Below are 21,332 nucleotides of genomic sequence, written 5' to 3'. Positions count from 1 at the left end.
TGCGGCTGGAGAGGCCGTAGCCGGTGGAGGACCCGATAAAATCCCTTGGATTGGGGACGAATGATCATGGAAAGAGCCTCCGAGAGATAAACCGGCCGTCGTTCCGGGTCAGTCCGCCAGATCCTCTTCGCGTTTCTCGGACTTCCGGCGGAGACTGTGGTCCAATTCCTTCTTGCGAAGACGAATGGTTTTGGGGGTGATTTCGGCCAGTTCGTCGTCCTCGATGTAGGCGATGGCTTGTTCCAAAGAGAACACCCGGGGGGGCGTGAGTTGCACGATATCGTCCGACCCGGCCGCCCGCATGTTGGTGAGCGCCTTTTTTTTGCAAGGGTTGACGACCATGTCGTTCTCCCGGGAATTTTGGCCCACGATCATCCCCGCGTAGATGTCGATCTGAGGGGCGACGAAGAGCACGGAGCGCTCCTGAAGGCTTTGGAGGGCGTAGGAGGTGGCCAGGCCCGACTCCTTGGCGACCAAGACCCCGGCGGCTCGTCGGGCGGGCGGGGCGGTCCTGGGGATGTAGCCGTGGAAACTGTGGTGCATGAGGCCCGTCCCTTTCGTCTGGGCGAGGAACTCGGATTTGAACCCGATCAGGGAGCGCGCCGTGATCACGCCTTCCAGCCGCAGGCGGTGGTGGCCGTCCACATGCATGTTCTTGATCTCCATCCCGCGTTTGCCGAGATTTTCCATCACCGCACCCTGGTAGGTTTGGTCCACGTCCACCAACAAATACTCCGCCGGTTCCAAAACCTTTCCGCCCTCGGTTTTCAAAATGACCTGGGGTCGGGAGACGGCGAGCTCAAACCCTTCCCGGCGCATGGTCTCGATCAAGACCGAGAGGTGCAGTTCTCCCCGTCCGGACACCTTGAAGACGTTCAGCGCCATTTCTTCCACCCGTAGGCCCACGCTGGTTTTAAGTTCTTGCTGGAGGCGCTCCCTCAAGTGGCGGGAGGTTAAGAATTTCCCATCGCGCCCTGAGAAAGGGCTGTCGTTCACCATGAACTCGATGGACAACGTTGGTTCGTCGATTTCGAGCGGCGGCAGGGCGACGGGATTTTCCGCGGCGGCCACCGTGTCTCCCACCCGGGCTTCCTCCAGGCCGGCGATGGCCACGATGTCTCCGGCTTGGGCGGACTCGATTTCCCGCCGTTCCAACCCGAAGAAGCCGTAAAGCTTGGAGATGCGGCCCGGGAGGGCGCGCCCGTCCTGTTTCATCAGCGTCACGGTTTGGTTCCGTTGGACGCGGCCGGCGTGGATCCGGCCGATGGAGATCCGTCCCACGTAACTGTTGTAGTCGATCATGGTCGTCAGCATCTGGAGCGGGCCATCCGGGTCCGCGATGGGTCCCGGCACGTGGCGGACGATGGCGTCGAAGAGGGGTTTCAAGTCGGTCGAGGTGTGGTGAAGCTCCTCGCTGGCCCACCCGTTCTTGCCCGAAGCGTAGATGATCGGGAAATCCAATTGAGCGTCCGAGGCCTCCAAGTCCACAAAAAGGTCGAAGGTCGCGTTCAGGGCCTTCGGCGGATCGGCGAAGGGCCGGTCCACTTTGTTGATAACGACGATGGGCCGCAGGCCCAGCTCGAGGGATTTGCGGAGGACGAAACGGGTTTGCGGCATGGGGCCGTCCAGTGCGTCGATCAGCAGCAGGACGCCGTCCACCATGGTCAGGATCCGTTCCACTTCGCTGCCGAAATCCGCGTGGCCGGGGGTGTCCACGATGTTGATTCGAGTTTCCCCGACCTGGACGGAGGTGCACTTGGCCAAAATGGTGATGCCGCGTTCCCGTTCCTGGGGGTTGGAGTCCATCAGGCATTCTTGGGCCTTGTCGGCCTTGACTTTGAATTCGCCGGTTTGCCGGAACATGGCGTCCACGAGCGTGGTCTTCCCGTGGTCCACGTGGGCGATAATGGCGATGTTCCGCACATCCTTCCGCCGGGGGGCGGGCGTGGCGAGGGAAGCGGGGGAGGCGATGGGATCCATAGGTTTCCTAGAGTGAACGTTTTTCCACCCCGGCCGTCTGTCGGGCCGATCAAATTCCGTTTTGAAAAAGAAAGGGAAGGGGGGAGTGTTGAAAGCAGACGCATTCTATCATAAATTGTTCTCTTGTGGGCCCGGACATGCTTAAATAGTGTCTCCCATGCCCAGCGTTTTCCATCTCATGAACCCTTCCTTGCGCCAGACCCCCTGGGTCAGCGCCCTCACGACCTTCGGTCGGGACCTGTCGCAATGGGCTCTGGTCACGCGGCAAAATCCAAAACACACGGAGACCCTGTTGGACTGGGCGTTGAAGGTGAACATCACCCGGCTCGTGGTATGGGGGGGCGACGGAACTCTTCATCGCGTGGTGAAGGGCCTTTGGCGGCGGGACGCTCTGGACAAGATGGAACTGGCCCTGGTTCCCGCCGGAACGTGCAACGACCTGGCCCGCTACTACGGCCTTTCCAAAGAATGCTGGGGCCGTTGGGAAGCCGCCGCGCCCCAGGGGCGATTGGCCCATTTGACCCTGGCCCGCATGGCCTGGAAAAGTTCTCCCCGCTCGCCGGTGTTCGATGGGGAGGAGATCTTCATCAACAACGCCGGGTTCGGCCGGCCGCGCCCTTCTTTTGACAAAAAAGACGCGCCCTGGAAAGTCCTTTTCTCCATGAACCCCATCGGGGTGACGGCGCGATGGGACGAGGGGAGCTTGGAGGGGCGCTACTATTTCGCTCTGGCGACCTTGGCCCCTTTTTTTTCCGGCGGTCTTTTCTTCGAGCCCGGGGTGTCCCCGGAAGATGGGCTCATCCGGTTTTATCTCGTGCCGGCCCGAAACAAAGGGCGGTTGGCCGCGCGGCTTTTACGGGGGCGTCTGGGCCGTTCCCTCTTCGACACCAAAATCACGAAGATCACGACGCGCCGGTTGACGCTGGAAACCGATATCCCGATCTGGCCCCAGGCGGACGGAGAACCTCCTCCGGCGAAACCGGCCCGCCACGTTGAATTTGAAGTTCTCCCGCAAAAGGTCAAATTGTGGGTCACCCATTGATCCGGGCCTATATCGACATCGAGACCGATGAGAGCCGCGTGATCACGGTGGTGGGCGTGTTCCGCCCGGACCGGGGGGTGCGCCAGTGGGTGCGGCCGAACTTTTCCCGCCTGGAATTGTTGAACTTCCTGGACGGCGTGGAACGCTTGATGAGCTACAACGGGGCGCGTTTCGATTTGCCCATCCTGAAAGATCAGTTGGGCGCGGACCTGGAAGCGATGTTCACTCACCGGGACCTCCTGTTGGACTGCTGGGCCCACGATCTGAAAGGCGGTCTGAAAAACGTGGAGCGGCGGTTGGGCATCCACCGGGACACCGAGGGATTGGACGGCTTGGCGGCCATCCGGCTCTGGCACGCGCATCGGCGGGGGGACGCGGACGCGTTGGAGGTTCTCCTGCGATACAATCGCGAGGACGTCGAAAATTTGGAAATTCTGGCGATGAAGCTCGGCGTGGTCTCGGCGGAGACCGCCCCCGCCTCCGGAGGCAAACGATGACGGCAAAACTGTTGGATGGAAAAGCAGCCGCGGCCCAGGTGCTGGCGGTGGTGGCGGAGAAGGCGGGAGCGCTGGCGGCCCGCGGTGTCCGGCCGGGATTGGCCACGGTGTTGGTGGGGGACGACCCGGCCTCCCACGTCTATGTCGGTCAGAAGATCAAGAAGTGCGAGGCCGTCGGCATGGTCTCGATCCACGTCCCGCTTCCCGAATCGATCACCCAAGAAGCGCTGTTAAACGAAGTCCACCGCCTGAACCGCGACCCGCGGGTCCACGGCATCATCGTCCAACTCCCGCTTCCCAAACACTTGAATCCCGAATCCATTCTTTTGGCGCTGGATCCGGTCAAAGACGCCGACGGACTCCACCCGTCCAACCAAGGACGCTGGATGCAATTGAAGTCGTGGAAAGACGTCGTGTCTTCCGGGGTCCCGCTCCCCTGCACGCCGGCCGGCGTCATGGAACTGTTGCGCCAAAACGCGATCCCGATCGCCTGGCGGCGGGCGGTGGTGGTCGGGCGCTCCAGCCTGGTTGGAAAACCCCTGGCGATGATGCTCTTGTCCGCGGACGCCACGGTGACCGTGGCTCACTCCCGGACCGAAAAGCTGGACGAGATCTGCCGCCAGGCGGATCTTCTGGTCGCCGCCATCGGCTCGGCCAAATTCGTCAAGAAAGAATGGATCAAGCCGGGGGCCGTGGTGGTGGACGTGGGGATGAACCGCACGTCCGAGGGACTTTTTGGGGACGTGGACTTCGCAGGGGCCCAGGAGGTGGCCGGGGCTCTCACGCCCGTGCCGGGGGGCGTGGGACCCATGACGGTGGCCCTGCTCCTTTTGAATACGGTTCAAGCGGCTGAAAAACAGGTATCATAGGGCGAACTCTTGATCAACGGGAGGTGGACAGATGAAAGGTAAAGTGAAATGGTACAACCGGGTGAAAGGCTACGGGTTCTTGGTTCCAGAGGACGGAAGCGCGGAGGTGTTCGTCCACCATTCCGCCATTCAGGCCAAGGGAAAAGACAAGGTCCTCGTGGATGGTCAGGCCGTTGAATTCGAGGTGACGGCGGGGCCCAAAGGTCCTTCCGCCGCCAACGTCAAACCCGAAGCCAAACCAGCTCCCGCCGCTTAATCGCCCACCGCGACGCATGGAACGGACCCGTCGGACGTCCGGTGCCATTTTTTTTAATCGGGCGAGGGCGAGGGGAAACGCCGGGGTTTTTGTTTAAATCCCGCTCCGGCGTTCGCCCCTCGCTCTCCCCGGCGACCCTCCTGGGTCTCTAGTGTAGCGTCTCACAAATCCCTTTACAATGGTCCGGGCGATTTTGTGGGGCGACAAGGAGCGAGAAAGGCGCATACCGGGAGTATGCAACTGACGAGCAACGCCGCTCGCCGCGCAAAAGCGCCCGGACCTTCCTTAACGGATCGCCTCGCTTTAGCGAGGCGAAATATATAGAAGGGAGGCCCGCCTCCGTCCGGCTTCTTCGTTGCTCGTCGGTTACGATGGCCCGCATCGCGCCCTCCTCGCGCCTCGAATCCGAACGGACTCGGGCCTCCCATTGCAAAGCGATTTGTGAGACACTACACTAGGAGTTCGTGGCATGTCCATGAAAAGACTTTCCTCCCGTTGGGGCGCTTTTACAGGAATCGAAGGGTTGCCCCTGATCATTGTTTCCTCGAACGCGCTGGTTTATCTTTTTGATTTGGTGCGGCCGGGTTTGGTGGCGGACCTCACGCTCCGGCACGACGCGCTCTTGGCCGGCCAATGGTGGCGGCTCCTCACGTTCCTTTTCGTTCCTCCCTTCATCGACAACTTCTTCTTTTTTCGGGTTCCACCGCCGGGCAACATGGTCTTGATGGTGTTTTGGTTCATGTTTCTTTACACCATGGCGACGTCTTTGGAACAGGTCTGGGGCACCTTTCGGTTTACGGTCTATTTTCTGGTGGGGGCGGCGGCCACGGCGGCAGTGGCCTGGCTTCCTCTGGGAGGCTGGGTGACGAACGGTTATCTGCAGGCCAGCCTATTTTTGGCGTTCGCGGCGTTGTTCCCGGACATGGAGGTCCTTCTCTTTTTTTTCCTTCCGGTGAAGGTGCGCTGGCTGGGACGCTTCACATGGCTGTCGATCGGGCTGGGGTTTTTCTCTGGGGACGCGCTGGCGCGGCTGACGATCGCCGCGGGACTGGTCAACTATTTTCTAATTCTGGGGCCGGATCTGTGGGGTCGGGCGCGTCTTCGGTGGCAATCGGTTCGGGCCCGTCGACGATTTCGAGCGCGTCCGTAGCGTCTTCCTCCAGGGGTGGAAGGACTTCCGGGGTTTTTCGGGTTCCCTTGAACTCCTCGATTTTGGCGAGGTAGGTGTCCCCCTGGCGGCGAATTCCCTGGCGACGGTCCTCGGCGCGGCGCGCCGAGGGGGCCCGCCGTTCTTTGGGGGCGACGGTCTTCTTTAAACGTCGACGGCGGCGGCGCTGTTCCGTCTGCCGCCGGTCTCCGAGACGCTTTTCTTTAACGCTCTTTTTCTTGGCCATGGGCGATCCGGCCCTTTTTCTACCAAAATGGGCGCCGCACCGCCAGTCTGTCCCGGTCGAGTCGAGTGTTTCGGTGGAATCGGCATCGCTGTTTTTTTGACACGGTCGGCGGCCGTTTGGTAAACTTGACCTTTATTGGCGGCAATTGACGTCCCGAGCGTTCTCGCGCGCTGAGGGCGCCGGTGCTCGGGGAGGTCCGCGTGGGGGCTCGCTCAAAAAACATCGACGTTGTTTTTAGCGGCACCCAATGGGCCATGGCGGTTCTCGCGGGCCTTTACGGGGGCCACCGCTTGGACCTGCGTTGGTCCACGGGGCCCTGGTTTCTGTTGGCGGGCGGCGCCGTCGGTTTGGCGGCGGGGATGGCGGCTTTCCTGGCGCCGTTCCTGCGCAAAGGGTAAAGTGTCCTCCCCATCCTCCCTGCGTTGGCGCGCCACGGGCGCCCTGGTTTTGGCGGCGTCCGCGGGGGGGCCGTCACGGGGTTTCTTCGGGACGGGAGGCCGGTCCTTTGGGGCGTCGGGCTGGCCGCGGTCCTGGTCATCCCGAGCTACTGGGCTTTGTCGCTCACGCTTCGACTTTCGGACCGCGCCTTCTTCGGGGCCTTTATCGGCGGGATTTTCGGTCGGATGTCGGGATTGGCCGTGGGCGTGGCCCTGGTTTGGAGCCATGAACGGGAGGCGGTGGTTCCCTTTGCTTTGGCGGCGGTAGGGAGCCTTATCGCGCTGACATGGATCGAATTGATTTTCCTTGGGAGACAAAACAGGGGGCCGGGTTGAACTTCGTTCACACGTTGGAACACCATTTGTTGGACCACGTTTTTTTCCGTTGGCCGGCGGCGGGCCCCCTGTCGTTGCCCTTTTCGAAGCATCTCCTCATGATGGGCCTGTCCGCGGGGTTGGTGGCGGGGGTCCTGGTCTCCGCGGGGCAGATGGCCCGCCGCGGGGGACGGAACCGGTTCGTGTCGTTCATTGAAAGCCTGACGGTTTTTGTCCGGGACGAGATCGTCCTTCCGAACATCGGGGAGGAAGGACGGGCCTACTTGCCCTATTTCCTGTCGATGTTCTTCTTCATCCTGGCGATGAACCTGTTGGGGATGGTTCCCGGCGGCGCCACGGCCACGGGCAATATTTCGGTCACGGCCGGGCTCGCCGGATGCACGCTTTTCATGATCAACGTCGCCGGGGTTCGGGAGCACGGATGGGGGGGGTACGTGAAAAGCCTGGTGCCCCACGGCATGCCGGTGTGGCTTTTGCCCTTGATGTATCCCATCGAACTGTTGGGACTGCTGACCAAAAGTTTCGCCCTGTGCATTCGTTTGTTCGCCAACATGATCGCCGGGCATATCGTCATTTTGGCGTTTCTGGCATTGATTTTTCTCTTTGGGAAATTGTGGGTGGCGCCGATGTCGGTGGCGGCCGCCCTGGGGATCAGTCTCCTCGAGCTCTTCGTCGCGTTCTTGCAGGCGTACATTTTCACCCTGCTGTCCGCGATCTTTGTCGGCTCGGCTGTTCATTCCCATTAAACGCGACGCGGTTCCCTTGGGAACCGCGCGCCCAACGCTGAAGGAGGTCGTACCGAATGGAAGCTCAACAGGTGATGCAGGGCAGTCAGCTCTTTTTGGGATTGGGATACATTGGGGCGGGGTTCGGGGCGGGGCTTTGTCTTTTCGCCGCGGCTTCGGGCATTGCCCGGTTGGCCAGCGCCGCCTTGGAAGGCACGGCTCGCCAGCCGGAAGCGGCGGGCACCTTGCGCACGTCCATGATCATTCCGGCCGCGCTCATCGAGGGGCTCGCGTTCTTCGCCCTGGTGGTTTGCCTGCTCCTGGCGCTCAAGGTTCCCGCGGCGCATTAGCGCGGTCCCCCAGAGTAAAATCCCGTGGATAGGCTCCTTAACCCGGAACTCGGTCTGATCCTCTGGACCGTGTTGACCTTCGCCGGTCTGGCGTTCGTCCTGGCGCGGTTTGCCTGGAAGCCGATCTTGGCGGCCTTGGACGCCCGGGAAGAAGGCATCCGGCGGAACGTCCGTTCGGCGGAGGATTCCCGAAAGGCGGCCGAAGACCTTCGTCGGGAATACGACGCCCGGCTGGCCGGCGTGGAAGCCAAGATTCGGGACCTGCTGTCCGAGGCGGAAGCCCACGCCCGGAGCCTGAAAGACGATCTGGTGCGCGCCGCCCACGCGGAGAATGAGAAACTGTTGGAAGAAACCCGCAAGAAACTGGCGGAGGAAGAGCGGCGTCTGGCCCGGTCGCTCCGCGCCGAAATGGCGCAACTCTCGCTTCGTGCGACGGAAAAAATGCTCCGCCGCGGATTGGACAAACCCTTCCAGGACCGCCTGGTTCAAGAAGCGCTGGGCGATTTTGAAAAGTGGACGGCCGACAAGACGTGAGGCCCCCGGTGTTTCGCCCGTGCTGAAACTCCAGGACCGGCCCGTGGCCGCCCGTTATGCCCGCGCTCTCTTCGCCGCGGCGTCGGCCCACGGCGAGGTGGAGGCGGTGCGGCGGGACCTGGCGCGCCTGGGCCAAACCCTGGCCGTCGCGCCCGCGTTGAACGACGCGCTCCGGCACCCTCGGGTTCCGATGGAAGCCAAGCGGGAGGTTCTTTCCCGGGTCCTGGGTCGGTTTTCGCCTCTCCTGGAACGGTTCGTGGGGCTCCTGTTGGAGAAGAAACGCTGGGACGCCCTGGCGGAAATTCTTCCGGACTTTGAGCGCCTCGCGGACGACGCCGGGGGAATCCTCGCGGTTCAGGCGGCGACGCCCGCGCCGTGGACGGAAGAAGGCGCGGCCAAGGTTCGGCGGGCGCTGGAATCGGCTTGGGGCGGACCCGTTTCGCTGAAGACCTCCGTGCGGGAGGACCTCCTGGGGGGGATCGTGCTCCAGGTGGGGGACCGGGTCTGGGACAACAGTTTGAAAGCACAGCTCGAACGCCTGCGCGAGGCGTGGCTGGCCGGGGCTGTTCGATGAAGGGCGTCGGCCCAACGGGCCCCCGCGCGAAACGGTAAAAAGGAACGTTCCCATGTCGATTCAACCGGAAGAGATCACCCGCATCTTAAAAGAACGTCTCGAGGGGGTTTCCCTCTCGACAGAAATGAAGGAGGTCGGCTCCGTGCTGCAAGTCGGGGACGGCATCGCCCGCGTCCACGGGTTGGGCAACGCCGTGGCGGGGGAAATGTTGGTTTTCCCCCACGGGGTGGTGGGCATCGTGCTGAACTTGGAGCGGGAAAGCGTGGGCGCCGTGCTTCTGGGCGAGGGGAATTTGATCAAGGAAGGAGACGAGGTTCGCCGCACGGGCCGCATCATGGAAGTCCCCGTGGGGAACGGCATGATCGGACGGGTGGTGAACGCGCTGGGCGCTCCCATCGACGGAAAAGGTCCCATCAAATCCGCCAAGGCCCGCCCCGTCGAGGTGGTGGCGCCCGGCGTCGTGGAACGGCAACCGGTGCGGGAGCCGCTTCAGACGGGCATCAAGGCCATCGACGCCATGATCCCCATCGGCCGAGGCCAGCGGGAGTTGATCATCGGCGACCGCCAAACCGGGAAAACGGCCATCGCCATCGACACCATCATCAACCAGAAGAACGATCCCCATCGCCCCATTTGCATCTATGTGGCCATCGGGCAAAAACAGTCCACGGTGGCCCAGGTGGTGCAGAAGCTCACCGACCACGGCGCCATGGACTACACGGTGGTCGTCGCCGCCACGGCTTCCGAGCCCGCGCCGCTCCAATACGTGGCCCCCTACGCCGGTTGCGCGATCGGCGAAGAATTTATGTGGGCGGGAAAACACGTCCTTCTGGTTTACGACGACCTTTCCAAACACGCCGCCGCCTACCGCCAACTCTCTCTCCTGCTTCGCCGTCCCCCGGGGCGGGAAGCGTTTCCTGGCGACGTATTCTATCTTCACTCGCGGTTGTTGGAACGGGCCTGCAAACTGTCCGACAAAAACGGCGGGGGTTCCTTGACCGCGCTTCCTGTGATTGAAACCCAGGCCGGCGACGTTTCGGCCTACATTCCGACCAACGTGATTTCCATCACCGATGGCCAGATCTATTTGGAGGCGAACCTCTTCTATTCCGGCGTTCGCCCGGCGGTCAACGTGGGCTTGTCGGTCAGCCGCGTGGGCGGAAGCGCCCAGGTGAAGGCCATGAAACAAGTGGCCGGAAAATTACGTCTCGACCTCGCCCAGTACAACGAGCTGGCCGCCTTCGCCCAATTCGGCTCGGACCTGGATAAATCGTCCCAGGCCCAACTCGCGCGGGGCCAACGCCTGGTGGAAATCTTAAAACAGGACCAATACCAGCCGATCTCCGTGGCCGAACAGGTGGCCCTCATCTACGCCGCCACCAACGGTTTCCTGGACGACCTCCCCATCGACCAACTCCGCCGTTTCGAAACCGGCCTCTTTGAGTTCCTCAACAAAGACCGCCCAGAGGTATTGAAGGCGCTGGCGGAAAAAAAGGTCCTGGACGACCCCATGAAGGCCCAGCTCACCCAGGCTTTGACCGAATTCAAAGGCCGTTTCAAGGCCTGATCGCGCGTGCCTTCCCTCCGCGAGCTTCGGCGCAAGGTCAAGAGCGTCAAATCGACGCAACAGATCACCAAGGCCATGAAGATGGTCTCGGCGGCGCGGCTCAGGCGGGCCCAGGGGCGGATTTTGGGGGCGCGGCCTTTTGCGAACAAAATGACGGACCTGTTGGCGGATGTTTTGTGGCAGGAGGCGGACGCCAACGGGGACGGGGTCCTGACGCCCGAGGAATTGCAACACCCCTTGCTGTGGGGGACTCCGGGCGGGCCCAGGGGCCTTCTGTTGATCACGGCCGACCGGGGGCTTTGCGGCGGATTCAACACCACCTTGATCAAGAAAGGGCTTGAGTTTTATCGCGAGAACGCCGGGCGGGCCGTGGAGCTCATGACGGTGGGGCGGAAGGCTCGGGATTACTTCCGCCGGGTGGGTTCGCCGATCCGCCATGAATATGTGGGGATCTTCAATCAATTGAGTTACAGCCAGGCCGAGCTGATCGGCCGGGACGTCATCGATTTTTTTGTGAAGAATCGGGCCAGCGACGTGACCTTGGTGTATACGGAGTTCAAGTCGGCCATCCAACAGCGCGTGGTGACGACGACTCTCTTGCCGCTGACGCCGCCGGAACGCCCTCCGGAAGTGCGACGGGCCGCCCCGTTCATTTACGAGCCGGTCCGGGCGGAAATCCTGGAGGCGCTGTTTCCGCGCTATTTGAAAGCCCAGATCTTCCGGGCGCTCCTGGAATCCTATTCGTCGGAGATGGGCGCCCGCATGACCGCCATGGAGAACGCTTCCAAGAACGCCCAGGAACTGATCGCGGGTCTGACTCTGACCGCCAACAAGATCCGCCAGGCGGCCATCACCAAGGAAATCGCGGAACTCGTGGGCGGGGCGGAGGTTTTGCAATGAACAAAAACGACCGCTGGATCGCGAAGAATTTCGGACTGTTGGTGGACCTCTACGGGGGCCGTTACGTGGCGGTTTCCGACCAGCGGGTGGTGGCGGTGGGGGCGCGGTGGGAAGGGATCGAGCGGAAGGCGCGGAACGCGGGGTGCAAGGGATCTCCTTCCGTCGTGCGGGTGCCGGCGGCGGAACAAATCGGGCAGGAATTTGATCCGGTTCGACTATTCCGTTTTTCGTAAAGCCAAGGCCCCGGTCATCCCGGTGGAGTTCCGGGGCCGGGACCGCTGGCACAACCTCTGGGTCTATGTGGACTCGGGCGCCAGCCTGAGCATCCTTCACACCTACGAAGCCCGTCGGTTGGGGGTCAGCCTGAAGGGATGTCGGAAGTTCTATATTGTGGTGGCGGGAGATCGGCGAATTCCGGTTTTTGTGAAGACGCTCAAAATGCGGCTCGGCGGTCGGGTGGTTCCCGTGGAAGTCGGATTTTGCAGTGCCTTGGGCGGCGCTTTCAACCTGCTGGGCCGGAAAGGCGTTTTCGACAAGTTTCGGGTGTGTTTTGACGATCGGAAACAAACGGTTTCATTCTATTGAGTGGAAAGGAGTTTTCGATGAAACGATGGTGCTTCCTGGCTCTTCTGGCTTCAGTCCCCGTCCACGCCGTTTGGTATGGCGCGGTGGGGAAGGCCGCGCCCAAAGACGGTCACGCGCTCGAGTTTATTTACGACACGGGTTCCCGTGAACTGGAGACGGACACGGGCGGCAACACGGTGACCCTGGATGCTCATCGGCTGGGTCTTCAATACGCGCGGGGGCTGGGGCAGGGTTTTGAGATGCTCCTCCGCGGAACGCCGTTGACCTCGCGGGTCAATTTCTCGGGGACCGCCTTTAACCCCGACGTCTGGAGCGTGGGGGGCGGGTTCCATTGGGCCCCGCCGGAACCCCTGGGGCCGGTGCGGCTCGGTTTATTGGCCACCGTGGACTATTACGACGGGCGTGAATCCAAGGGCAATGACTTCAACTGGGTGGAAGTCGGCTTGGCGGCGGGGCGAGCGTTCCTTTGCCCCACGATCTCAGCGTGACCGGCGGTGTTTCCATGCTGAAGGACGACGTGAACCTGGACCTCTCCGGAAGCAAGATCGACCTGAGACTGGTCCAGGAAGTGGGCGGGTTCGTCGGGGCGGGCTGGTCCCCCAACGACGCGTGGAACGTTTCCACGGAGATCCATTTCGGCAACGAGCGCGTGTGGGGCCTTTCGGCCCGCTACAACTTTCAATAGATCGGTTGAAGACCTTCTTCAACCAGGGGAGCCTTTGATGAACGTCGGAAAAGTGGTGCAAGTGATTGGGCCTATCGTGGACGCCGAATTTTCGGCGGGTCAACTGCCGGCCATTTATAACGCGGTGAAAATCAAGATCGAAACCGACGGGGAGGCGCCCCGGATTTTAACGGCCGAAGTCGCCCTTCACCTGGGCGATAACACCGTCCGCTTGATCACCCTGGGGCCCACCGACGGGCTTCGTCGCGGCGCCGTGGCGGAAGACACGGGCGCCCCGATCTCGGTGCCCGTGGGCCCGGCGTGTTTGGGACGACTGATGAACGTGTTGGGGGAACCCAAGGATTACCGGGGGGAAATCGCCGCCAAGGAAACCTTCCCCATCCACCGGCCAACGCCGGCCTTCACCGACCAGGAAACCACCCCTCAAATTTTCGAAACGGGCATCAAAGTGATCGATCTCTTGGAGCCCTACATGAAAGGGGGCAAAGTGGGCCTTTTCGGGGGGGCCGGGGTCGGTAAGACCGTGGTCATCATGGAACTCATCAATAACGTCGCCAAACAGCACGGCGGCGTCTCGGTCTTCGGCGGCGTGGGCGAGCGTACCCGCGAAGGGAACGATCTCTGGCTGGAAATGCAACAGTCCAAACTTTCCGACGGAAACTCCGTACTCTCGAAAGCCGTTTTGGTCTACGGCCAGATGAACGAGCCGCCGGGGTCCCGCCTCCGCGTGGCGCTCACGGCTTTGACCCAGGCCGAATATTTCCGCGACCGGGAAGGGCAGGACGTTCTGCTCTTTATCGACAACATCTTTCGATTCACCCAGGCGGGGTCCGAGGTGTCGGCGCTGTTGGGCCGCATGCCCTCTGCCGTGGGGTACCAGCCAACGTTGTCGACGGAAATGGGCGAACTTCAGGAAAGGATCACGTCCACCAAGAAGGGCTCCGTCACCAGCGTCCAAGCGATTTACGTGCCCGCCGACGACCTCACCGACCCCGCGCCGGCCAACGCCTTCGCCCACTTGGACGCTACCACCGTGCTTTCCCGCCAGATCTCGGAACTGGGGATTTATCCCGCCGTGGATCCCTTGGATTCCACCAGCCGGATTTTGGACCCCAAGATCGTGGGCGAAGAACATTACGCCACGGCCCGGGCGGTTCAGCGGATCCTCCAACGTTACCGGGACCTCCAGGACATCATCGCGATTTTGGGGATCGATGAGCTGTCGGAAGACGATAAAGTCATTGTGGCCAGGGCGCGGAAGATTCAACGCTTCCTTTCCCAGCCCTTCCATGTGGCGGAACAATTCACGGGCATCCCGGGGAGATACGTGACCCTGAAAGAGACCATCCGCAGTTTCCGGGAGGTGGTGGAGGGAAAATGGGACCATCTTCCCGAGCAGGCGTTTTACATGGTGGGCGGCATCGAAGAAGCGATCGAAAAAGCCAAGACGTTGCAATGAAATAAAAGGAGATTCCTTTGGAAACTGAAACCCCTGTTCTAGACTCTTTCTCCCTTTCGAATTTTCTGCGGGGGGGCGTCGATATTTTCCGTTCACCGAAAGGCATGTTCCGGGCCATGAGCAAGGATGGCGGCTTCGGGAAACCGATCCTCTATGCGTTTCTCTGGCAATACGTCGCCGCCGCCCTGGCCCTGATCCTTTCCTTCCTGCGTCCGATTCCCGCTCCTTTTGGGGTGTGGGGGAATGTTTTTATTTTTTTCCTCATTCCACCGATGATGGTCGCGGTGGGTTTCGTTGTTTCGGCGATCCTGTTTTTGATCTGGCACCTGCTGGGATCTTCCCTTAAGTACCAAACAGCGTTCCGAGTGTGGGCGCTCCTCTGCCCGCTGGCTGTGGTGAGCGCAGTCTTGGGCGGGGGCCCGGTTCTCAGCGCGCTGGTGATGGGGTTCTATTTTTTCCTGTTGGCGATGGCTTCCATCCACGTTCACGGCGTTCCCGCCGCCAGGGCCTGGACCGTGTGGGGCCTTCTGTTCTCGCTCCTAGTTCTTCTCATGGTCGTGAGCCGGGTCATCGAGGCGCAACGGGGACGGTTGCAGTCCGGGCGCGGGAGGTTCTCGGCCCCCGGCGCGCCAGCCATGTTACCCCCTCCCGCGGTTCCGGGGACGTCCGGCCAACCCATGACCCGGGCTGAGTTGCAGAAAAAAATGGAAGAGGAAATGGCGAAGGCAAAAGCGGATTCTGAGCGCAGGAAGAAAGAATCCGAGTCGCCGATTCTCGCACCGAAAAAGGCGCCCGTCCGCCGTTAAGCCCGTGGCTAAACGAATCCCCTTTTCCATCGTAACGCCTGAGCGCCTAGCATGGGAGGGGGAGGTGGACTCTTTGGTGGTGCCGGCCCAGGAGGGGTCTTTGGGGATCCTTCCCGGTCACGCCCCTCTCCTGGCGCAACTCCGACCCGGGATGGTCGTCATTCGTCGGGAGGGAGAGGAGCCGCGTCTGCTCTCCGTTTCAGGAGGATTTGTGGAAGTCTGCGCCGGCCGGGTCTCGGTCTTCGCCGAGACGGCAGAGATGTCCGATGAAATCGACGCCGAACGGGCCCGCCAATCCCTCGAAAAGGCCAAGGCCGCCCTGAAACACGGATCCGACGAAAAGCGCGACGCCGCGGCCGTCGCCGCCCTGGAACGAGCGCTCGCTCGCCTCCACGCCTACGAAGCGGCCTCCCGCTATCGGAACCCCCGCTCCAACGCGCCCAACAAAAAGTCCTTTTAAAAAATTTCACCGGCAGTCGGAACGTCCCTCCGCGAAACGGAAACCACCCCCGAGCCATAAATTGTTACATGAATGTTACAAGTCGTTAAGGGTTCCCTTAAGGTCTCTGAGTAGACTTTATAGGAGGCTCGGTGATGAAAGGGGGCGAAAAAATGAAAAGGGTCCTGGTGATTGAAAAAGACGCGGTGACGGCCCGACGCATGGGATCGCTCTGGGAATCCGCCGGCTATGAAACCTTTCTTGTGACGGACGTCGGACGGGCGGCTTTTGACGCGGGGCGCTGGCACCCGGACCTGATCACTCTCAACCTGGAGGGGTCCGAAGGAGACGGGCGTGAGGTTTTGCTTCAGCTTCTTTCCCGCCCCCAGACCAGCCGGACGCCCGTGGTTCTTTTTTCCGGAAAGGAAAAAAAGTCCATTCCTCAAGCGTTAATGACGAGCGTCCGAGCCGTTTTCGATAAGCCTGTCCTTTTCGAGCGCCAGTTCGAAAAAACCCCCCAATTCGTTTCCGCTCCGGGCTAACCCCGAGCTATTGTTCGCTGAAGAGGGAATCCGTTTCTTCGGGTGGGCGGGCGACGACGGCCCGTTCTTTCGTCTCCACGATAGGGCGCTGAATCAAGAAGGGATGTTCCGCCAACATTTCCAACCACTCTTTGCGGCCAAGCCGGTCCGGATCCAACGCTTTTTCCATCCAAAAGGGTTCCTTGAAGCGAGTGATGGCGGCCGGGCCCAGGCCCATTTTTTTTAAGATCCGCTCGAGGGTTTTCACGGAGAGCGGGTCTTTCATATATTCCACGATTTTCGGTTGAACGCCCCTGGATTCGAGACGTTCCTTCACCTTGAGGCACGTCCCGCAATGGGGATTGTAATACAACGTCCAAGGGGGCTGGGCCGCGGCCCGATGTCCGGAGGTTTTCTTCCCCAGTCTTTTCCCCAAATCTTTAGCGACGCCCAACGATCGATCTCCCAGTTTTTCCTTTATCCTCGGCATTCCGTCCTCCCGCAATGAAAACATCCCGCCGTTGGCGGGCCCTCAGAAAATGTTCGCACCAAATAAAACGGGGGAATGAAAGATGGCTTTCATCCCCCCGTTCAACTAGCAACCACAGCCGGGACCGAACATGGCGACCTCCTTGAAAAGGGTTTACCTATGTCATCCTAACGCGAAAATGGAACAAAAGTTCCCGGAGGACACGACCATTCTACCATTTCCCGGGCCAGAAAGCATGGCGAAGGCTGAGGAGCCCCACATAGCCATACCCCACCAAAAAGAGGCCGATAAAAGGGACGGACCAGAGGTAGCCCGCGGTCCAGCTCCAGGCAAGCGCCACCACGAAATAGACGGCCGCGGCCATCTCCAGGGCGCCCAGGGAGCCTGAAATGGTTCGATAACGTTTGTTCAGCCAACTCTCCCCCCGGTCCCGGATGTTGTATTTGGCTGTCCGTAAAAAATCCGTCCGGACGTTGAACAACGCTTCCAAAACCGCGCGGCTGTTGTTAACGCACATGCCCACGCCGAACGCCATGAGCGCCGGAAGGTCCGTCCACCGCAGGCGGATCTCCCGGTTCGGGAAAGACTCTCGATCGGCCACGCCATAGAAAAGGGCCACGGAGAGGGCCGCGAGGAAGAAAGCGCCCAGATCCACCCCCGCCGCCCAGGCCGGCCAGCCCAGCGCCCGGCGAGCCAAGAGGCTCGGGAAGAGCAGAAGAGAAAAGGCCAGCAACAAAACGTATCCCGCGTTTGAGGTGAGATGGATGGTGCTTTCCAGTTTAACGAAAAACGGCAGGGGGCTTCGCCACAAGGACGGCAGGATTTTTTTGGCCACCTGCAAGGCGCCTTTGGTCCAGCGATGTTGTTGGCCGCGGAAGGCTCCGATGTCCACAGGAAGTTCGGCCGGGCAGACGACCTCGGGAAGGAAAAGGAACCGCCACCCCCGTATTTGGGCCCGGTAGGAAATGTCCAGATCTTCGGTCAACGTATCGTCGCTCCAACCCCCTCCGTCTTCGATGGCAGACCGTCGCCAGACTCCGGCCGTCCCATTGAAATTAAAGAACGCGCCCGAGCGGTTCCGCGCCGTGTGCTCCAAAACGAAATGGCCGTCCAAGAGCAGGGCCTGGAGCCGGGTCAAGAGGGAATAGCCGGGGTTCACATGCCCCCAGCGGGTTTGCACCATCCCGATCCGTTCGTCGGCGAAGTGGGGGAGGGTGGCCCGCAGGAAATCCGGGGAAGGTAAAAAGTCGGCGTCAAAGATGGCGACGAATTCTCCCGTGGCGGTTTTCATCCCGTTCGCCAAGGCGCCGGCTTTGAAGCCTCGGCGGTCCGCGCGGTGGAGGGTTTTAATGTCAAATCCTGCGCGGTGCTTTTCCTCTGTCAGTCGGTCGGTGAGGGCGGCGCTATCGTCTGAGGAATCATCCAGCACTTGTATTTCGAGGAGGTCCCGGGGATAGTCCAGCGCGCAAACCGCGTTCAGGAGCCGTTCCACCACGTACATCTCATTATAGAGCGGGAGTTGGACCGTTACCCGGGGCCACGGGGTCGGGATCGGGGGGTCGGCCCTCCGGGGAGCGGTTTTGTAGTGCCGCCAATAAAGATAGAGGATCCAATAGCGGTGGAACCCGTAGAGCGACAATAGAAGGAGGATGCCGAAATACAGGCTGAGCGTCAGAACCGCCATGCTTACTCCAGGTTCAAGAGCGCCTGGACGCGGGCGCGCAGGCTGTCCGGACAACGGCAAGGGTCGGCTTTTCGGAGCCGATCCAGGAGAAGTTCTTCGAACTCAAAACGATCGCCGCAGGGGGGGCACGCCTTGAGGTGTTGGCGGATTTCCTCTTCGTCGGCGGGCGTCAACTCCCGGCGGTTCAGGAATTCGTGAAGGCGGTCCAAAATCCCTTCGCACACGCGCCAATGTTTGGGATCGATGGAGATCACGCCGAGGCCTTCGCCCAACCCGCGTCGACGGCGTGGGAATGGAGCGCCGTTTGGAGCTGTCGCCGGCCCCGGGCCAGGCGGGAACGGACGGTGCCCAGGGGGACGTCCAAGGATTCCGCCACTTCCTGGTAGGAAAGACCTTCCAAATCGAAAAGCACAATGGCCGCCCGGTATTCTTCCGGAAGGGCGTCCAGAGCCTTTCGGAAATCTTCGTTGGTCATTCGGCCGATAACGTCTTTGACGGGGTCCGGTCCGGCGGGTGTCTGGGCGGCGAGCCGGTTGAATAGGTGAAACTGGTCGACTTTTTCGTAAGCGTCCACGGACACTTTTTCCGGCTCACGTTTTTTCTTCCGAAAAATATTGATGTAAGAATTCGTGAGGATGCGGTAGAGCCAGGCCCGGAGGTTGGTCCCCGGTTGGAACTGGTCCAGGCTCTTCCAGGCCCGGGCGAAGGCTTCCGCCACCAAATCCTCGGCCGCGGTGGGGTTCCGGGTCATGCGAAGGGCCGCCCCGTAGAGCTCGTCCAAAAGCGGGAGCGCTTTTTCTTTGAATTCCCGACGGCGCTCATCGTTCATCGAGACGCCGAGGAACCCCAGGATGTTTTGGCGGGATACACGAACCTAGATTATCAATTCCGGGCTTCCCTCGCAACGACGGGGGCATGGGCCGGGAAAGTGGTATATTTTCGGCCATGTCCAATCGGTTGGCTCGCGAAAGCAGTCCGTACCTTCTCCAGCACGGCGAGAACCCTGTTCAGTGGTATCCCTGGGGCGAGGAGGCTTTTGATGCCGCGCGCCGGGAAAACAAGCCTCTCCTGATCTCCATCGGGTATTCCACCTGCCACTGGTGCCATGTCATGGAACGGGAGTGTTTCGAGAACCCGGCCATCGCGGCGGTCATGAACGAATACCTGATCGCGGTGAAGGTGGATCGGGAAGAACGGCCGGAGGTGGACCGTTTGTACATGACCGCCGTGCGGGCGATGACGGGCCAGGGGGGGTGGCCCCTGAACGCCTTCGCGACCCCCGAGGGGAAGCCCTTCACCGGCGGGACTTATTTCCCTCCTTCCGACCGCCACGGCCGGCGCGGGTGGCCCGCCGTGGTGGAAGCCGTTGGAAAAGCCTGGAGGAACCCCGCGGAGCGGGAGCGCCTGATCGCCCAAAGCGAAGGGCTGACACGGGCGGTCCGCGATGACTTGATTCCAGCCGTTTCTTCCGAAGGGTTTTCCCGGGGGGAAGCGCTGAAGGCCTGTTTCAGCGCTCTGGAGGAATCCTACGATGAGGCCAACGGCGGTTTTTACGCGGCGCCGAAGTTTCCCATGCCGGTGAACCAATCCTTTTTGTTTCGTTACGGAGACGCCGTGGGAGGCGATGCGGGTCGACGGGTCCAGGCCATGGCGCTGTCTACCCTTCGCGGCATGGCCCGGGGGGGGATCTTCGACGTTCTGGGCGGGGGGTTCCACCGTTATTCCACCGATGGGCGGTGGTTTCTGCCGCATTTCGAGAAAATGCTTTACGACAACGCCCAACTGGCGGTGAATGACCTGGAAGCCTTCCAGCTCACCGGCGACCGAATGTTCGCGGAAACCGCGGGCTCCACCCTGGATTACCTTTTACGGGACTTGACTCACCCGGAGGGGGGATTTTTTTCCGCGGAGGATGCCGACAGTTTCCCCGGCTCGGGGGAAGGCGGGGAAAAACGAGAAGGCGCTTTTTATGTTTGGGAAGCCGAGGAAATTCAAAAGATCCTGGGATCGCCGGACGCCGCGCTTTTTTCGGCCCGTTACGGGGTGGAATCGGCCGGGAACGTGATGGAGGATCCCCAGGGGGAGTTTTCCGGCAAAAACGTCCTCTTCGAAGCTCGCTCGCTGGAAGAGTCGGCCCGCGCGGCCGGAATTCCCTTGGACGAGGCCTCCCGTCGGCTGGAGGCGGCCCGAACGAAGTTATTGTCGGTTCGAACCCGGCGGTGCCGGCCGCTACGGGACGACAAAATCCTGACCTCCTGGAACGGGCTGGCCCTTTCGGCCTTCGCCCGCGGGGCCGCGGTTTTGGGGGAGGACCGCTATCGGGTGGCCGCGCAAAAAGCGGCCGCGTTTATCCAAGGGAACCTGTGGGACGGGGAACGGCTCTACCGCCGGTGGCGGGAGGGGAAACGGGACATCGTGGCCCTGGCGGACGACCATGTGTTCTTGGCCCAGGGTCTCGTGGACCTTTACGAAACGGATTTCAAGGTGGAACGCCTTTTCTGGGCCGAACGGTTAATGGAGGAAACCCTGGGCCGGTTCCAGGATCCGGCCACGGGATCGTTGTTTAGCGCGCCAGCGGACCATGATCCCCACCTCATCCTCCGGGCGCGGGAGGAGGGGGACAACGTGGAGCCTTCGGCGGCCAGCGTGGCCGCGATGACGCTCCTCCGCCTGGCCCGGTACCGGGGGCGGGAGGATTTCCACCGCGCGGCCCAGCGGATGATCGAGGCTCATCTGGCCTTTGCCTCCGGGGGCCCCCGTGCGTTCCCCCTTCTCTTGGCGGCCTCTCTTTTAGTCGATCGGCCGTCCAGGGAATTGGTGATCGCGGGGGACCCCTTGTCCCCGGAAACGCGGGGTTTTCTCGCCGTGGCGCGCCGAATGTTTCTCCCGGATCTATCCCTGATCCTGGCGGACGGGGGGCCGGGCCAGGTTGCACTGGCCGAACGGCTCCCCTTCCTGCGGGGCGTAGGCCCTGTCGGCGGCCGCCCCGCCGCCTTCCTCTGCCATTCCTTTTCCTGCCAAACCCCGGCGTTCACCCCCGAGGATTTGGAGCGGGGGTTGGATAAGCCGGAAGACCCATTCCAGGCGAAAGGCCCCCCCCCTCGTTGACCCTCCCCTCCGTTATTTGGTAACGTTGTCTTCATCGCGCCGGGGCTTTCCAACGGAAGGCCGCCCGGGGCCCGAGTTTCCGGCTCCGCCTTTT

General features: G+C 61.6%; 27 protein-coding genes. 22 read left to right on the top strand and 5 right to left on the bottom strand.

The features are described from left to right. Nucleotides 1-108: 108 nt before the first annotated feature. Nucleotides 109-1,980, bottom strand: coding sequence for a translational GTPase TypA (gene typA / locus IPP35_05685; protein MBL0058588.1), 1,872 nt, complete (start codon nucleotides 1,978-1,980; stop codon nucleotides 109-111). 157 nt (nucleotides 1,981-2,137) lie between these two features. Here typA and IPP35_05680 point away from each other — a divergent pair, with 157 nt between their 5' ends. The 21 genes from IPP35_05680 to IPP35_05580 all read left to right on the top strand — a co-directional run bounded on the left by IPP35_05680 (nucleotide 2,138) and on the right by IPP35_05580 (nucleotide 15,977). Continuing rightward, on the top strand, nucleotides 2,138-3,022 hold the full coding sequence (locus IPP35_05680; protein ID MBL0058587.1) for a hypothetical protein: 885 nt from the start codon (nucleotides 2,138-2,140) through the stop codon (nucleotides 3,020-3,022). Beyond that, complete coding sequence (locus IPP35_05675) at nucleotides 3,007-3,519, top strand: ribonuclease H-like domain-containing protein (protein ID MBL0058586.1); 513 nt, start codon at nucleotides 3,007-3,009, stop codon at nucleotides 3,517-3,519. The genes IPP35_05680 and IPP35_05675 overlap by 16 nt, the downstream gene beginning before the upstream one ends. Then, a complete protein-coding gene (locus tag IPP35_05670; GenBank protein MBL0058585.1) occupies nucleotides 3,516-4,388 on the top strand; it encodes a bifunctional 5,10-methylenetetrahydrofolate dehydrogenase/5,10-methenyltetrahydrofolate cyclohydrolase in 873 nt (290 codons plus the stop codon). Before IPP35_05675 ends, IPP35_05670 begins: the two co-directional genes overlap by 4 nt. 31 nt (nucleotides 4,389-4,419) lie before the next feature. Continuing rightward, nucleotides 4,420-4,644 (top strand): cold-shock protein, encoded by a 225-nt coding sequence (locus IPP35_05665; protein MBL0058584.1) that lies wholly within the window; start codon nucleotides 4,420-4,422, stop codon nucleotides 4,642-4,644. Between the two features lie 475 nt (nucleotides 4,645-5,119). Beyond that, nucleotides 5,120-5,794 carry a hypothetical protein gene (locus tag IPP35_05660; GenBank protein ID MBL0058583.1) on the top strand — a complete coding sequence of 225 codons (675 nt, stop codon included), beginning with the start codon at nucleotides 5,120-5,122 and terminating at the stop codon, nucleotides 5,792-5,794. A 444-nt stretch (nucleotides 5,795-6,238) separates the two neighbouring features. After that, nucleotides 6,239-6,436 (top strand): AtpZ/AtpI family protein, encoded by a 198-nt coding sequence (locus IPP35_05655; protein ID MBL0058582.1) that lies wholly within the window; start codon nucleotides 6,239-6,241, stop codon nucleotides 6,434-6,436. Between the two features lie 24 nt (nucleotides 6,437-6,460). Beyond that, nucleotides 6,461-6,811 carry a hypothetical protein gene (locus IPP35_05650; protein ID MBL0058581.1) on the top strand — a complete coding sequence of 117 codons (351 nt, stop codon included), beginning with the start codon at nucleotides 6,461-6,463 and terminating at the stop codon, nucleotides 6,809-6,811. After that, the gene (atpB, locus tag IPP35_05645; protein MBL0058580.1) at nucleotides 6,808-7,557 is read left to right on the top strand and encodes a F0F1 ATP synthase subunit A; all 750 of its coding nucleotides are present in this window, start codon (nucleotides 6,808-6,810) and stop codon (nucleotides 7,555-7,557) included. The genes IPP35_05650 and atpB overlap by 4 nt, the downstream gene beginning before the upstream one ends. Nucleotides 7,558-7,631: 74 nt before the next feature. After that, complete coding sequence (gene atpE / locus IPP35_05640; protein ID MBL0058579.1) at nucleotides 7,632-7,886, top strand: ATP synthase F0 subunit C; 255 nt, start codon at nucleotides 7,632-7,634, stop codon at nucleotides 7,884-7,886. Nucleotides 7,887-7,910: 24 nt separating this feature from the next. Beyond that, nucleotides 7,911-8,420, top strand: coding sequence for a F0F1 ATP synthase subunit B (gene atpF / locus IPP35_05635; GenBank protein ID MBL0058578.1), 510 nt, complete (start codon nucleotides 7,911-7,913; stop codon nucleotides 8,418-8,420). A 19-nt stretch (nucleotides 8,421-8,439) separates the two neighbouring features. After that, on the top strand, nucleotides 8,440-8,994 hold the full coding sequence (gene atpH / locus IPP35_05630; protein ID MBL0058577.1) for an ATP synthase F1 subunit delta: 555 nt from the start codon (nucleotides 8,440-8,442) through the stop codon (nucleotides 8,992-8,994). A gap of 52 nt (nucleotides 8,995-9,046) precedes the next feature. Then, complete coding sequence (locus tag IPP35_05625) at nucleotides 9,047-10,561, top strand: F0F1 ATP synthase subunit alpha (GenBank protein MBL0058576.1); 1,515 nt, start codon at nucleotides 9,047-9,049, stop codon at nucleotides 10,559-10,561. 6 nt (nucleotides 10,562-10,567) lie between these two features. After that, nucleotides 10,568-11,461 (top strand): ATP synthase F1 subunit gamma, encoded by an 894-nt coding sequence (gene atpG, locus IPP35_05620; protein ID MBL0058575.1) that lies wholly within the window; start codon nucleotides 10,568-10,570, stop codon nucleotides 11,459-11,461. Next, a complete protein-coding gene (locus tag IPP35_05615) occupies nucleotides 11,458-11,694 on the top strand; it encodes a hypothetical protein (protein MBL0058574.1) in 237 nt (78 codons plus the stop codon). Before atpG ends, IPP35_05615 begins: the two co-directional genes overlap by 4 nt. Next, complete coding sequence (locus IPP35_05610) at nucleotides 11,663-12,046, top strand: hypothetical protein (protein MBL0058573.1); 384 nt, start codon at nucleotides 11,663-11,665, stop codon at nucleotides 12,044-12,046. Before IPP35_05615 ends, IPP35_05610 begins: the two co-directional genes overlap by 32 nt. Before the next feature lie 17 nt (nucleotides 12,047-12,063). Further along, nucleotides 12,064-12,534, top strand: a complete 471-nt coding sequence (locus tag IPP35_05605; GenBank protein MBL0058572.1) for a hypothetical protein — start codon at nucleotides 12,064-12,066, stop codon at nucleotides 12,532-12,534. Then, nucleotides 12,513-12,731 carry a hypothetical protein gene (locus IPP35_05600; GenBank protein MBL0058571.1) on the top strand — a complete coding sequence of 73 codons (219 nt, stop codon included), beginning with the start codon at nucleotides 12,513-12,515 and terminating at the stop codon, nucleotides 12,729-12,731. Before IPP35_05605 ends, IPP35_05600 begins: the two co-directional genes overlap by 22 nt. Nucleotides 12,732-12,768: 37 nt before the next feature. After that, nucleotides 12,769-14,190, top strand: a complete 1,422-nt coding sequence (gene atpD, locus IPP35_05595) for a F0F1 ATP synthase subunit beta (GenBank protein ID MBL0058570.1) — start codon at nucleotides 12,769-12,771, stop codon at nucleotides 14,188-14,190. A 17-nt stretch (nucleotides 14,191-14,207) separates the two neighbouring features. Next, nucleotides 14,208-14,996, top strand: a complete 789-nt coding sequence (locus IPP35_05590) for a hypothetical protein (protein ID MBL0058569.1) — start codon at nucleotides 14,208-14,210, stop codon at nucleotides 14,994-14,996. Between the two features lie 4 nt (nucleotides 14,997-15,000). After that, the gene (gene atpC, locus IPP35_05585) at nucleotides 15,001-15,456 is read left to right on the top strand and encodes an ATP synthase F1 subunit epsilon (protein MBL0058568.1); all 456 of its coding nucleotides are present in this window, start codon (nucleotides 15,001-15,003) and stop codon (nucleotides 15,454-15,456) included. 152 nt (nucleotides 15,457-15,608) lie between these two features. After that, nucleotides 15,609-15,977, top strand: a complete 369-nt coding sequence (locus tag IPP35_05580) for a response regulator transcription factor (protein MBL0058567.1) — start codon at nucleotides 15,609-15,611, stop codon at nucleotides 15,975-15,977. A 7-nt stretch (nucleotides 15,978-15,984) separates the two neighbouring features. Here the strand turns inward: IPP35_05580 and IPP35_05575 are convergent, their stop codons facing one another. The 4 genes from IPP35_05575 to IPP35_05560 form a co-directional block, all read right to left on the bottom strand. Continuing rightward, complete coding sequence (locus tag IPP35_05575) at nucleotides 15,985-16,446, bottom strand: arsenate reductase (glutaredoxin) (GenBank protein MBL0058566.1); 462 nt, start codon at nucleotides 16,444-16,446, stop codon at nucleotides 15,985-15,987. A gap of 211 nt (nucleotides 16,447-16,657) precedes the next feature. Further along, on the bottom strand, nucleotides 16,658-18,130 hold the full coding sequence (locus IPP35_05570; GenBank protein ID MBL0058565.1) for a glycosyltransferase: 1,473 nt from the start codon (nucleotides 18,128-18,130) through the stop codon (nucleotides 16,658-16,660). 2 nt (nucleotides 18,131-18,132) lie between these two features. Next, nucleotides 18,133-18,384, bottom strand: a complete 252-nt coding sequence (locus IPP35_05565) for a zf-HC2 domain-containing protein (protein ID MBL0058564.1) — start codon at nucleotides 18,382-18,384, stop codon at nucleotides 18,133-18,135. Then, nucleotides 18,381-18,959: a sigma-70 family RNA polymerase sigma factor gene (locus IPP35_05560; GenBank protein ID MBL0058563.1), complete on the bottom strand. Its 579-nt coding sequence runs from the start codon at nucleotides 18,957-18,959 to the stop codon at nucleotides 18,381-18,383. The genes IPP35_05565 and IPP35_05560 overlap by 4 nt, the downstream gene beginning before the upstream one ends. Nucleotides 18,960-19,075: 116 nt before the next feature. On the opposite strand from IPP35_05560, the gene IPP35_05555 reads away from it, so the two are divergent. Then, nucleotides 19,076-21,238, top strand: coding sequence for a thioredoxin domain-containing protein (locus IPP35_05555; protein ID MBL0058562.1), 2,163 nt, complete (start codon nucleotides 19,076-19,078; stop codon nucleotides 21,236-21,238). Nucleotides 21,239-21,332 lie beyond the last annotated feature (94 nt).

This window comes from Elusimicrobiota bacterium (assembly GCA_016721625.1).
GTDB lineage: Bacteria > Elusimicrobiota > Elusimicrobia > FEN-1173 > FEN-1173 > JADKHR01.
Note: the sequence above shows the minus strand (reverse complement) of the source record. Positions and strands in the feature narration are given on the sequence as shown.